Raw genomic sequence first — 13364 nt, forward strand, 5'->3', positions numbered from 1 at the left:
GTACGGCTTGCCTGTTCTTTATTGCCGCCGTGTGCTTCTTCATGCCGGAATATCTGGCAGGCGGAGAGGTCAATCTGCTGCGTGCCTATCTGGTATTGACTGGCATGCTGATGTTCCTGTGTTTCCAGCAAGGCGCACTTTCCCCGGTGACCTGGCTGCTGCTTTCGGAGATCTTCCCGGCGCGCATGCGTGGGATCTGCATGGGCGGCGCTGTGTTCGCACTGTGGATGGCCAACTTTGCTATTTCAATGGCATTTCCGATATTGCTGGCTGCTTTTGGTCTTGCAGGCGCATTCCTCACCTTCGCGATCATCGGTATTGGTGGCTCGATGTTTGTGCTGCGCGCCATTCCGGAAACGCGAGGGCGCAGTCTGGAACAGGTCGAGCATTACTTCTTCGCGCTGTATGACGGCAAGCCTTAGGATGGATTCGCGAGCTTGATGTAAATCACTCAACGATGACGCAGTATAAATCCAGAAGATAAATTACTATCAAAACACGCTAAACACTGCAGCAAAACAGAATAACCAAAACACAATGCGCTGATAATCATTTCAGGAAATAACATGAGCCAGAAAATAAGCCGTGACCGTTTTTGTATTAATCGAAAAATTGCGCCGAACTTAACTGTTAATCAGTTTTTCACCCTGGTGAAAGATTTAGGGATAAATAAGGTCGAGATTCGTAATGATATGAAGGGCGGAAGTGTGACGGATGGTTTAGGGGGCGAGAAAATTCGTGAATTGGCAAATCAACATGCGCTGACCATCGAAACAATCAATGCGGTGTATCCCTTTAACCAGTTATCCGCTGAGATATTGGAAAAAACACGGGGTTTATTAAAGGACGCACGTGAAACCGGGGCGAAAGCGCTGGTGCTGTGCCCACTCAATGACGGAACGGTGGTCTCCAGTGAACAAACGGTTGCCGCTTTAAAAACGCTCGCGCCGCTGTTCGCCGAATACGGCATTGAAGGGCTGGTGGAACCCTTGGGCTTTCCACAGAGTTCGCTGCGTTCGGCGGCACTGGCACAACAGTTGATCAAACAGGCAGATGTGCCATTCAAGATCGTGCTCGATACCTTCCATCATCATTTGTATGAAGGCGCAGAACAGGACTTCGCCAGTGGCGTTGACGTTAACCGCATCGGATTGGTTCACCTGTCTGGTGTGACGGATACACGTCCAACTGCAGAATTGACTGATGAAGAACGCATCATGCTCAGCGCTGATGACATGTTGCAATCGAAACGACAAGTCCAGCGCCTGGAGGAGAGAGGTTACACCGGTACTTACGCGTTTGAACCTTTCTCGTCAGTGATGGAAGCGTGGAGCGAAGCGGATATCGCGCGTGAGATTCGTACCAGCATTGATTATCTGAACTATTAATTTTACTCGTACAGAAGAACGAAGGAACAAACCATGACGCTGAATATTGGTGTAATTGGCACTGGCGCAATCGGGCGCGAACACATTCGTCGTTGCAGTCAGGTGCTGCAAAACGCTCGCGTGGTTGCACTGAATGACATCAACCGTGCTAACTGCGAGCAGATCCTGACCGATCTCGCGCTCAAAGCCGAGATCTATGACAATGCACATGACCTGATTAATGCTCCCGATGTACAGGCGGTTCTGGTGACATCATGGGGCCCGACACATGAAGAATTTGTGCTGGCAGCGATTAAAGCCGGGAAAGCGGTATTTTGTGAAAAGCCGCTGGCGGTGACGGCGCAGGGTTGTATGAACATTGTGGAGGCGGAGATCGCGAGTGGTAAAAAGCGCGTGCAGGTTGGCTTCATGCGCCCTTACGATAGCGGCTATCGTGCATTGAAAAGCGTTATTGATAGCGGAGACATTGGCGAACCCTTGATGCTGCACTGCGCACACCGTAACCCGGAAGTCGGCGATGCCTACACCACGGACATGGCGATTACCGATACGCTGATCCATGAACTGGATGTTCTGCGCTGGTTGCTGAAAGACGATTACGTCAGTGCTCAGGTGATTTATCCGCGTAAAACCCGTAAAGCCTCATCGCATCTGAAAGACCCGCAGATAGTGCTGCTGGAAACGGCGAAAGGTGTGCGTATTGACGTCGAAATTTTCGTCAACTGTGCCTATGGCTATGATATCCAGTGTGAAGTGGTGGGTGAGACCGGGATTGCGAGCTTACCTGAGCCGATGTCCGTTCAGACGCGAAGCGCGGCTAAACTCTCCACGGGAATTCTGACCGACTGGAAAAAGCGCTTCATCGATGCCTATGATGTGGAATTGCAGGATTTCATTAATAATGTGTTGTCTGACAACATGACGGGCCCATCGGCCTGGGATGGCTATGCTGCGGCGGTTGCTGCCGATGCTTGTGTTGCCGCGCAGAACAACGGTGAGATTGTGCCGATTTCCATGCCACCACGCCCTGCGTTTTATCAATGATGGATACACGGGCGCACCAAGTGCGCCCGTGTCAGTAGCCAGCGTCAGCAAATGTGCTTGATTTATCGTTGGAGATTTACCGCTAAGTGCTGTATAAATATTCAGTTCATTTAAAGCGAGATGGCTTGTTTCGCCTTCTGAAAGGGCTACTTTATCAGACTTGAATTGAATGTTGCCCACATTTAAATGTCGAAATTTCAGGAAAGGTTGAGTTTTTACTTTGAGGAGGCATCATGTTGAAACGGTTGATGCCTGTTGACGGTTTAAACTTCGTGAAGTCAGGAGATCATATGCCAAAATTTCTGGAGCGTTTTCTCAGCATGCCGGGGCGATTGATGCAATCAATCAACCAGCAGGATATTGAGCAGTCAAATGACAGCAAAATTATCACTGATGCGAACGGTAATGCCTGGTTAAATATGAGTAATCCTCAGGTCCGCGATTCCATGCAGGCTCGCATGAAGGAATTGGCCGCGAAACGTTAAGGATTAACGATGGGTCCCTTGGTGATTATGGTGGTATTGGTCTGTGGCTTTTGGTTTACAGAAAATCATTATCAATCACGCATACGCCAGGCCAGAACTAATGGCTGGACATCGTACTTTTATGTTGCCATGCATGGTTGCAAGTTTGTCATTCAGGGATTTTGCCTGGTTCTGTTCATCTACCTGTTTTTACTCATTGTTAGTCTCATTATTTCAATCCCCCATCTGTTTGTGTCCACCTATGGCATCAAAGACTTCTATTCGTGGTTAACGAACAAAACGGCTCTCTCATATCCACTGTTTTTCATTCTCTCTTTGTGTGCAGGGTGTTTTATCGCCTGGAGGGCAGGTGATGCCGCACAAAAATCATTGCGTGACGAACGCGTCCGTCAGGCCGCCTATCGTGAAATGGCAGCCCTGGATGCGATTGAATCCCTGCTGGTTCAGGCTATTGATGAGGACATGTTGATTTTCGTTACGCTTAAATCACGCAAGGTCTACATTGGTTATGTCGCCGCACCTCGTATAGAGCACAGTCTCACCCAGCACCTGTCTATCATCCCTTGTATCAGTGGCTACCGGGATAAGGACACGTTGTATTATCACGAACAACATCGTTATTACGAACTCTATCTGAAGAAGGGGATTACGGCGGACTCAAAGGGATTGAACCTGCAACATTTCCGGCATGTGATACCAATGAATGAAGTAGAGGCCATTTCGTTATTTGATACCAGCACTTACCAATGTTTCGATGAATTCATCAACAACAAGTCTGAACACCTCTCTGACGAGTGACGCTGTCACCCTACGCTGACACTCAGCGCGTCACGACCTGCTGCCGTTGCCTCTCCCTCACGCCGCTTTCCGTGTAATATCGCCGCCTTTGATGTTTGCAGGGATTTTACAAAATGACGGATTTAACCTTGAGCCGTCGCCAACCCTCCGTTTGGTGGGGCGCGATGATTATCTGCGGCACGGTGGTGGGTGCGGGTATGTTCACCTTGCCAATTGTGATGGCCGGTGCATGGTTTGGTTGGGCGCTGCTGCTGTTATTGGTGACGTGGGGCGCGATGTTGCTATCAGGTTTGCTGTTTATGCGCACCAGCCTGCATTATCCGCAGGGTTCGGGTTATGACACCTTAACCAAAGATCTACTGGGTCGCGGTTGGGCAACGCTTAACGGTCTGAGTATTCTGTTTGTGCTAGGCATCCTGACTTATGCCTACATCTCCGCCAGCGGTCCGGTGTATCAGCACTCGCTCAACCTGGCGGGGGTGCCGCTCTCCACCGCCGGTGCGAAAATCGCGCTTACGCTTTGCGTTGCCGCCGTGGTGTGGCTCGGTACTACAGGTGTAAGCCGCTTGATGACCTTCTGCGTACTGGCGAAAATCCTGCTGTTGATCCTGCTCTTTGGTGGTTTGCTGACGCAGGTTAGCTTGCCTTCGTTGATCAGCGCGACGCCAGTTGGAGAAAGCTATTGGCCTTATGCTCTCGGTGTCTTGCCGTTTTGTCTGGCGTCTTTTGGTTATCACGGCAATATCACCGGGCTGGTGAGTTATTACGATGGTAACAAACGGCATATCACTCAAGCACTGGTGCTTGGTACCCTAATGTCGCTGGCACTCTATCTGTTCTGGGTTACCAGCACCATGGGCAATTTGCCACGCGCGGCATTTCCTGCAATCGTGCAGCAGGGTGGCGATATCGCCGCGCTAATGGCGGCGCTGAGCAATCATCTGCACGTCAGCGCCCTGGCATTGATGATGTCCATCTTTTCGCATTTCGCAGTGATTGCGTCCTTTCTCGGGGTTACAGCCGGTCTGTTTGACTTCATCGCCGATCGTTTAGGCTGGGGCAATTCTCCTGCTGCACGGCTGAAAACCGCCTGCCTGACCTTTCTGCCACCGTTGATGGCGTCATTATTCTGGCCACATGGCTTTGTCGCCGCGATTGGCTTCGCAGGACTGTTTGCAACGCTTTGGGCGGTGTTTATCCCGGCAATGCTGGCATGGAAAGCACAACAGCGTTTTGCCGGGATGCCGCGTTCCACGCTTCCGATTGTGCTGGTGATGATTTTCGGTGTGCTGAATATCGTCGCCTGGTTACTGAGCTGGGTGGGCTGGCTGCCCACCTTCGGTGGCGCTTGATTTAACGCAATTCAATCTCACCTGCTGATTGAAGGGGGTGTTTATGGGGTCATTCAAAGCCATAAGAAACACCGATTAAAATGCCATTGAACGCCAGCCTCGTGGCGTGTCATTGCCGGTTCGTGCGGCCAGTGATTGTGCCGCACGTTGTGAACGCGCCATTACGGCTTGCTGGTTGATCTGAGTAAATTCGCCATTTCGCAGCAAATGCGCACCGTCAACAAATACATCACTGACTTCATGTCCTAATGCGGAATATACCAGCGATGAAACTGGGTGGTGGATGGGTGTCATCGCCGGATGCGAAGTATCAACAATAACCACATCAGCGCGCTTACCGACTTCTAATGAACCGACCAGATGATCAAGACCAATGGCTCGGGCACCATCAATGGTGGCCATCTCCAGCACCTTCTCCGCGGTCATAATGGTGGGATCGCGGTGTACCCCTTTTTGCAGGAGTGCGGCAACCTTCATCGCCTGGAAGAGGCTGTGATTATTGCTACTGGCAGGGCCGTCAGAGCCGAGTCCTACCGTCAATCCTGCCGCCAGCATTTCAGGTATGGGAGGCACGCCGGACGCGAGATATAAGTTACTGCATGGATTGTGCGAGACGCGTGTGTCGTGATGTTTTAGCGCGCGGATATCACGAGAACTGCACTGCACACAGTGCACGGCCAATACATCAGCACCGAGGAAACCGATATCACTCAGGAATTCGGTATCTGTTCCCTGAAAACGCAGTTTGGCTTGTTCAATTTCAAAATCAGTTTCCGCCACATGCGTAGTGATGAGTACGCCAGTTTCATTGGCTAGCTCACGGGTACCGCGCAGCACTTTCTCATCCAGAGCCCAAATCATACTGGGTGCCAGGCCCACTTTGACGCGGCCGTCGGCTTTATGAAATCGATGAATAACCTGACGTGCGTCTGCCAGCGCGGCTTCCGGCGTTTCGATAAGTGCTTCAGGGATGCCATGTTCAGCGCCAGTGGTCAGGAATCCACGGCATACATGACCGCGAATACCACTGACCTCAAAAGCTTCAATGACTTTTGCGGTCAAACCCGGCCGGGGATGGGCATACATAAAATCGACCAGCGAAGTGACGCCTGAGCGCAGAGACTCCATGCAGCCGTGCAGGGCTGCGGCATAAACATCCTCTTCCGTTAACGCGACAGCACTCGGTCCGGTCATACAGGTAAACCATTTTTTCAGCACCATGTCGTCGCCCAACCCTTTTAAGAGCGTCTGAAATAGGTGCGTGTGCGTATTGACCATACCCGGGATAATAATGCGTTGACGGCAATCGATAACCTCTGCCTCAGGATATTGCAGGCTGAGCGTCTCGCGTGTTCCGATGGCACGGATATGCTGGCCTTCAATCACCAAACTGGCTTGTTCCAGGATTTCACGCTGTGGGTTCATGGTGATAATCCAGCCGTCGGACAATAAATAACTCATCAATCACACTCCAACTGCTGTTGTAATTGCGATGCCTGAACGACAAAACCGAAGCACTGTTGCACGTTGTACAGCGTGGCGTCGCGGCAATAAGAGGGTGAAGTGGTTGCGCTGCAATCCTCAAGAAGCAGGCAGTCATAACCTCGAAAGTTAGCGTCTTGAAGGGTGCACAGCACACATTGATCGAGGTTCACGCCAGCAAACAGCAGTGTTGTCACACCAAGGTTACGCAGAATGCTGTCGAGTTCGCTGTCATGAAAGCCGGACATACGATATTTGTTGATGCGGATATCGCGTGAGTCCGGCGTTAACTCTTCAACAATTTCAGCCGCCCAACTGCCGGCTTCCAGCACAGGCGCACCGGAAAGGGGGAGAGGATCACCTAAGCCAACGCCATCGCCATAGGGGTTATAAACATGCAATAGCGCAGGGCTGAGATTGAGCTTATCGGGTCGATTACCCCAGTTAAGCCAGATCACCGGCACCTCAGCTTGACGCAATACCGGCAGCAAATGTTGTAGCGGGGCGATGGGCGCGCGTGCAGGCATGACATCAACCCCGATGTGGCCAAGCCAGCCATTGGGATGACAAAAATCGTTCTGCATATCAATCACGACGATCGCGGTGTGCTGCAAATCGAAAATCACAGACCTTTCGCCAGTGCTAAGCTCGACCGGGCGTGAAACTTGCGTTGGTCGACGTGTATCAATGAGTTCTTTTGAAACACGCCATTGGTTAAATCGGTTGCTGCCCAATACGTTTAACCCCATTTCAGGCTCCCGTCAGAATACGCAAATCTTCACTGTCTAATGTGACAGGGTCACCGCTGCGAATCAGTTCTGAAAAGCCCTCGTTTGGCGTCATGACCGTCAGCGTATACAGCTTTTCGCTTCCTGTGTTGCGAATGGCATGATCATTACCCGGGTGTAACAACAGCGAATCACCTTTCCTGATCACCAACTCGTCATCATTACAGCGCGCCACGCCTTCGCCATGAAGTACATAGAAAAACTCATGGGCGGTGGCATGTTCGTTGGGGGGCGTCGCGCCGCCGACGTTAAAGATCTCTACAACAAAGATATTCTCAATGCCATCGAGGGTTTTATCGCACAGGATGGCGAAGTAGTTGGTGCTGTCCGGGCTAATACGGAAAGCCTGAACATCTTTCAGATTATTGAAACGAAACGTTTTCATCATTATTCCTTTCGATAAGGCTGCGTCAGTGCGCCGGGTTGTAATGTGCGTCCCACGACACCTGACATCGCCAGAATCGTGAGCAGATAAGGCAGAGCGAGCAGCACCTGCGGTGGCAGCGTGTTTTCAAACAGCTGTAATGAGAGTTGCAGCGCATCAGCCGCACCAAAGATAAAGGCGGCGAGCAGGGCTTTTAGTGGGCTCCAGCGGCCAAAAATCACGATAGCAAGCGCGATAAACCCTTGACCACTGACGATATTGTCGCGAAACAGGCCAATTTGCGCGGTGACCAGATATCCACCTGCTAAACCCGCTCCGACACAGGAAAACATCACGCCCCAGGTTCGGATTTTCAGTACGTTCAGGCCGGCAGCATGCGCAGCTCGCGGGTTTTCTCCAACGGCGCGCAGCGAAAGACCAAAGCGCGTATGAAACAGGCAATAATGTGCCAATACGGCCAGAATCAGCGTGAGGTAAAGGGGCAGCGGCTGCTGGAACAGAATCGGTCCAACGACGGGAATGGATGAGAGCACCGGAATATGCCAGGGCTCCAGCATAGGAATGGTTGGCGACGAGCCATTGCCCATCACCAAGGCATAGATCCACGATGCAAGCCCGGCAGCGAGAATATTAAACACAATGCCAACCACGACCTGGCTGGCATGTGCGCGCAGATAGAGCGCGGCCAGCACGCAGCCAACGATCAAGCCACCAACGCCACCCGCGATAAAACCCAGTGCCGTAGAACCACTTTCAACCGCCATCATGTAACTGGCCAGCGCGCCAAGTAAGATGGTGCCTTCAATGCCAATATTGAGCACGCCGGAACGTTCGGAGTAGATTTCACCTAGCGCAGCAAGTAACACTGGTCCGGCAAGTCGTACCGCGGCGGCAAGCCAGCTGATAAAGAACGCGGTATCGAGATTAGCCAGCAAATTCATGATTGCTCCTCCACAAATGGACGGCTGGATCTGCGTAAACCCGGTAAGTTAATGCGGTAGTAGCGCAGCAAATCACCGGCAAGGATTAATAACACCACCAGACTTTGCAGGATTAGCACCACTGATGTCGGTAAACCGGTTTGGCGCTGCATGGCGCTGCCGCCCACTTCGAGCCCGCCGTATAAAATCGCAGTAGGGATTACCAGTAACGGATTCAGACGCGCCAGCAAAGCGACGACCACGCCGATAAAACCCACCCCTCCGGAAATGCCATCCATTAAGCGATGTTGAACGCCAAGCACCGCACACAACCCTGCAAGCGCAGCTAATCCTCCGCCGAGCAATACGGCCCCCATCTGACGACGGTTAACATCAACTCCGCTATAGCGTGCAGCACGTGGATTCAGGCCAGCGATTTTTATTTCAAAGCCCGCCGGCGTGGCGCGCAACAGCAAGAAAACAAACAGGCTAGCGACCAGAGCAATGGCGATTCCCCAATGCGCACGCATACCGTTCATCACAAAGGGTAACCAGCTATCGGCGGGCAAACGTGGCGTTTGTGGAAGGTCGCCCGGGGCACGCATCGGTCCGGAAACAAGGAATTGCACGATGAATAACGCAACGTAATTTGCCATTAATGAAATCAGGACGTCGTTGCCGCCGAATTTGACGCGAAGCGCACCGACCCATCCGGCCCAAATGGCACCCGCTAGAAACGCGGCCAGTAAAACCATCGGCCAATACAACAGAGGGGGGATGGCCCAAGGAAAACCCTGCGGTGTACCTGAAAGTGCGATCCAACTGGCTGCTGCAGCGCCCAGTAAAAAGCAACCCTCAAAGCCGATATAACCCAGTCCAGCTCGCCACACCACAATGGTCGCCAGCGCGATGAGCATGAGTGGCGTGGCCTGGACTATGCTCAGACCAAGACTGCGCAGAGAGCCGAATGCTTCATTGAACAGGAAACCATAAGCTGATAGCGGATTACCGCCGAAGGGGATAAACAACAATCCCGCGATAGCGAAAGCGGCGATAATGCCGCAGATGCTGGTCAGCATCAGCGCGCCAGTGGATTCTGCAGGGGCGAGGCGCCTCTCAAGCAGCTTCTTCACGTTCGCCTCCTTTTTGCAGATGAGCGCCCGCCATAAGCTCACCCAGTTTTTCTGCTGTTGCTTCATGAGCAGGCAGTTCGCCTGCGATTTGTCCGCTGTACATCACGGCAATGCGATCGGACAGGTTAAGAATCTCTTCCAGCTCTGCGGAAATCATCAGAATGGCGCAGCCGCGATCGCGCGCCGCAATTAACCCTTGCCACACGCTCTCAATCGCGCCGACATCCAATCCACGTGTCGGTTGTTCAACCACCAGTAAGCAGGGATCGCTCGCCACTTCACGACCGAGTATGAGCTTCTGCAAATTGCCGCCAGAGAGTTTTCCAGCTTCGAAATCCGCATCGGGTGTGCGTACAGCGAAACGTGCGATAATATCGCGGGCATGCTGGCTGATGCGCTGTCGGTCCAGCAACCAACCACCTGCCCGAGTGAAACGGTGTTGGCGGCCTAACAAGGCGTTGTCAGTGATTGATAACGCTGTGACTGAACCGACGCCACGACGATCGGCGGGGATAAATCCCATCCCTTTATGACGACGGACTGCCGGGGAATCCTCGCTGATATCGGCCCCATTTAACAAAATGCGCCCGGCCTCCAGCTTGCGCAGATTGAGTAATGCTTCAGCAAGCTCGGACTGGCCGTTACCTTCGACCCCAGCAATACCCAGAATTTCACCGGCTGCAACCTGCAAAGAAACGCGCCAGATTTTTTGCTGACCGCTGGCATCCCGGACCGCAATATTGTCGACATGCAATACCGTTTTACCCGGCTGACAGGGGGATTTCTCCACGCGAAGTACCACATCACGGCCCACCATGCGGCGGGCCAAATCGCGCTCTGAAGTGTCATTGATATCGACCGAATCGATCATCCTGCCGCCGCGCATCACCGAAACATGATGGGCGATAGCCATGATTTCATACAATTTATGTGTCACGATCACGACGGAACGCCCTTCAGCGCACAGTGATTTTAACGTGGCAAACAGGCCTTCTTTTTCTTGTGGCGTAAGCACTGCAGTGGGTTCATCAAGAATCAGTACCTGGGCGTCGCGGTACAATAATTTGAGGATCTCAACGCGCTGTTGCACGCCAATGGGCAAATGTTGCACCTTCGCCCAGGGATCAATCGCCAGACCGTGCTTGTCAGAGAGCGCCTGTAACCGTTGCGCAGCTGCCTGCAGATTAAGCACGCCACTGCGGTTCTCTTTCAGCCCCAGCACCACGTTCTCGACCACGGTCATTGGCTGTACCAGCATGAATTCCTGGTGAACCATCCCGATGCCGCAGTGGATGGCATCACTCGGATCGCGAAAACGCCGGGGTAATCCATCCACGACAATCTCGCCCTCATCTGCCTGATACAGGCCATACAGAATCTGCATCAAGGTGCTTTTACCTGCACCGTTTTCTCCCAGCAAGGCGTGGATTTCACCGGCTTTTATGCTGAGTGAAACGCCATCGTTGGCCACGACGCGAGCAAAGCGTTTGGTGATGTGATTGAGTGCCACGCGAACAGGTGCTGTTGCTGTCATAACAAGTTCCCGCCGGTTAAACAGTTGGTTTCAACGCGCCACTGTCGAGCTGCTGCCAAATGGTCTGGAATTTAGCCCATGCATCCGCGCTGACGAGTTTGCTGTTGTACTGTTCATTGCCGCTGACCACCGACCAGGCTTTACCCACCGTTGGATGCCATTCATCACCCCCTTTGAAGGTTTTATTGGCGACTGACTCTCCGACTTGTTCAACCATCCAGTCGAGGTTCTGACGGAAGCTGCACGCGACATAATCTGGTGCGACATCACGCTGATCGACATAACAACCGATGGCCTTCACTTTACCCGCGGCAGCGCCTTGCATTGCGCCTAAGCCGGTCACATCAGCGGCATGCCAAATGACATCTGCTCCATTGCCAATCATGGTGGTGGCCGCTTCACGTCCTTTAGCGGCGTTGTCATAATCGCCAGTGACCACACCCATACCTTTGATGCCGGGGCGGGTCTTTTCTGCAGCCTGAATGAAGGCCCGCATCATGGCTTGCTGAGTGGGGTTATCGCCTCCGCCAACAAAACCTACGGCTTTGCCTTTATCGGAGATCAGTGCCGCCAGTGCCCCTGCAGCATAGGCGCCTTGTAAATACGCGAGGTTGACGTATTCAACGTTACCAGGTGATTTCTCACCAGGTTTGAACGTTGAGGCGAAGAAGTAGGTTTCTGGGTATTCCGGCGCAATTTCGGCAAATGCGGAACCGTATTCGAAGCTGTGACCAATGATCAGGGTGTAACCATCGTCAGCGTAACCTCGGATCGCTTGTTCCATTTGAGCTTGCGGTACGCTTTCACTGTAGGCGACGCTAAAACCGGCCTTTTTCAGGCTCTGTAATCCAGCAAATGCCAGTGAACTCCAGCCACCATCGGCAACAGAGCCTGGCAGCAGCAGGGCAATTTTTATGGTGTTATTCGCTGCCATTGCGCTGCGCGACAGCATGGGCGCCAGAGCCGGTAACAACAGCGCGCCAGCCACTAATTTCGCAAATTTTCTGCGGGATACGTCTGCCATCATGTGTTCTCCTGGTGTGGTTTTGTTGTATTAATCACCGGAAGAGCATTATCTTAAAAGCATCATTTTTCGCACTTACTGATGCCTTAAAGGCAACGCAGAGGAAGGCATGCTTCAGCACCGTTTGTTTATCTATATCGACCAAATAGCGCGCAGTGGTTCGATTCGCAAAGCCGCTGAGCGTTTACATATTTCGGCCTCAGCCATCAATCGCCAACTGATTGCGCTGGAAGAAGAGCTAGGCACACCCTTGTTCCAGAGACTGCCACGTAAGATGGTGCTAACCGCAGCGGGCGAAGCCTTGATTCATCACGTGCGTCAGAGTTTTAAAGAAATTGAAATAGCGCAGATGAAGATTGAGGAATTGAAAGGACTGCGGCGCGGTGAAGTCACAGTAGCAATGATGAGCGGGCTGGCCGCCAACCTCATCCCCCTTACGGCGGCGGAGTTTCGCCGTGCTAATCCACGAGTGAAATTGCATCTTCAACAACTCACCACGGGTGAAAACATCACCAATGCAGTAGCAAGCGGTGAAGCAGATTTGGGGATTGGGTTTGATTTTGAACTGCAGCCTGTGCATCGAAAACTTGCCAGTGTACCGGTGCGACTGGGGGCCGTGGTGGGCACAGGTCATCCGCTGGCTGAAAAAGCCAGCCTGCGTCTTAGTGACTGTCTGCCCTATCCCGTGGTGATTGCTGATAAATCTATGGTCATCAGGCCATACTTAAATGAGGTTTTCGCGCGAGCATCGATCAATCTGCAAACAGTCATCGAAACTAATTCCATTGAGGTGATGCGCCAGTCAGCGATGATGGACCAGACGCTGACTTTCCTGACACCGATTGATATCGAATCAGACCAACGAAGCGGGCGATTGATCTATATCCCGGTCCGTGAGCTTGCGCAGCATACACAGACGCTGATGTTGATTGGTCACGATCGCGGAACAAGCGCTATTGGTAGCGTATTTGCGGAGACACTAAAAGGTATGATGTCGACGTTGCGTTAGCGTTGAGGGCATCCGTCTGGTT

Annotated in this window: 14 protein-coding genes; 7 read left to right on the forward strand and 7 right to left on the reverse strand. The window is 52.4% G+C overall.

Going from position 1 to position 13364, the window contains the following annotated elements; genetic code table 11:
• The 6 genes from H7A81_RS20060 to H7A81_RS20085 all read left to right on the forward strand — a co-directional run.
• Positions 1-422, forward strand: a 422-nt coding sequence (locus tag H7A81_RS20060; protein ID WP_182058513.1) for an MFS transporter, incomplete at its 5' end; no start/stop codon positions are given.
• 144 nt (positions 423-566) lie between these two features.
• Positions 567-1388, forward strand: coding sequence for a TIM barrel protein (locus tag H7A81_RS20065; protein ID WP_182058514.1), 822 nt, complete (start codon positions 567-569; stop codon positions 1386-1388).
• 33 nt (positions 1389-1421) lie between these two features.
• The gene (locus H7A81_RS20070) at positions 1422-2432 is read left to right on the forward strand and encodes a Gfo/Idh/MocA family protein (RefSeq protein WP_182058515.1); all 1011 of its coding nucleotides are present in this window, start codon (positions 1422-1424) and stop codon (positions 2430-2432) included.
• 233 nt (positions 2433-2665) lie between these two features.
• Positions 2666-2917, forward strand: coding sequence for a hypothetical protein (locus H7A81_RS20075; RefSeq protein ID WP_236699759.1), 252 nt, complete (start codon positions 2666-2668; stop codon positions 2915-2917).
• 9 nt (positions 2918-2926) lie between these two features.
• Positions 2927-3715, forward strand: a complete 789-nt coding sequence (locus tag H7A81_RS20080) for a hypothetical protein (protein WP_182058516.1) — start codon at positions 2927-2929, stop codon at positions 3713-3715.
• Between the two features lie 113 nt (positions 3716-3828).
• Positions 3829-5067, forward strand: a complete 1239-nt coding sequence (locus tag H7A81_RS20085; protein ID WP_182058517.1) for an aromatic amino acid transporter — start codon at positions 3829-3831, stop codon at positions 5065-5067.
• Positions 5068-5142: 75 nt separating this feature from the next.
• On the opposite strand, the gene H7A81_RS20090 is transcribed toward H7A81_RS20085, so the two are convergent.
• From H7A81_RS20090 to H7A81_RS20120, 7 genes are read right to left on the reverse strand one after another with little or no spacing between them, the layout of a single operon-like run.
• Positions 5143-6528 carry an amidohydrolase family protein gene (locus H7A81_RS20090; RefSeq protein ID WP_182058518.1) on the reverse strand — a complete coding sequence of 462 codons (1386 nt, stop codon included), beginning with the start codon at positions 6526-6528 and terminating at the stop codon, positions 5143-5145.
• Positions 6528-7298 carry a cysteine hydrolase family protein gene (locus H7A81_RS20095; protein ID WP_182058519.1) on the reverse strand — a complete coding sequence of 257 codons (771 nt, stop codon included), beginning with the start codon at positions 7296-7298 and terminating at the stop codon, positions 6528-6530. Before H7A81_RS20095 ends, H7A81_RS20090 begins: the two co-directional genes overlap by 1 nt.
• Position 7299: 1 nt before the next feature.
• A complete protein-coding gene (locus H7A81_RS20100; protein WP_182058520.1) occupies positions 7300-7722 on the reverse strand; it encodes a cupin domain-containing protein in 423 nt (140 codons plus the stop codon).
• A gap of 2 nt (positions 7723-7724) precedes the next feature.
• Entirely contained in the window at positions 7725-8663 is a 939-nt protein-coding gene (locus H7A81_RS20105; RefSeq protein ID WP_034830138.1) for an ABC transporter permease, read from the reverse strand.
• Positions 8660-9775 carry an ABC transporter permease gene (locus tag H7A81_RS20110; RefSeq protein WP_182058521.1) on the reverse strand — a complete coding sequence of 372 codons (1116 nt, stop codon included), beginning with the start codon at positions 9773-9775 and terminating at the stop codon, positions 8660-8662. The genes H7A81_RS20105 and H7A81_RS20110 overlap by 4 nt, the downstream gene beginning before the upstream one ends.
• Positions 9759-11309, reverse strand: a complete 1551-nt coding sequence (locus H7A81_RS20115) for an ABC transporter ATP-binding protein (RefSeq protein WP_182058522.1) — start codon at positions 11307-11309, stop codon at positions 9759-9761. Before H7A81_RS20115 ends, H7A81_RS20110 begins: the two co-directional genes overlap by 17 nt.
• A 16-nt stretch (positions 11310-11325) precedes the next feature.
• A complete protein-coding gene (locus H7A81_RS20120) occupies positions 11326-12333 on the reverse strand; it encodes a BMP family protein (protein ID WP_255479000.1) in 1008 nt (335 codons plus the stop codon).
• Positions 12334-12457: 124 nt separating this feature from the next.
• Here H7A81_RS20120 and H7A81_RS20125 point away from each other — a divergent pair, with 124 nt between their 5' ends.
• Positions 12458-13342 (forward strand): LysR family transcriptional regulator, encoded by an 885-nt coding sequence (locus H7A81_RS20125; protein ID WP_255479001.1) that lies wholly within the window; start codon positions 12458-12460, stop codon positions 13340-13342.
• Positions 13343-13364 lie beyond the last annotated feature (22 nt).

This window comes from Pantoea sp. ME81, from assembly GCF_903970985.1.
GTDB lineage: Bacteria > Pseudomonadota > Gammaproteobacteria > Enterobacterales > Enterobacteriaceae > Pantoea > Pantoea communis.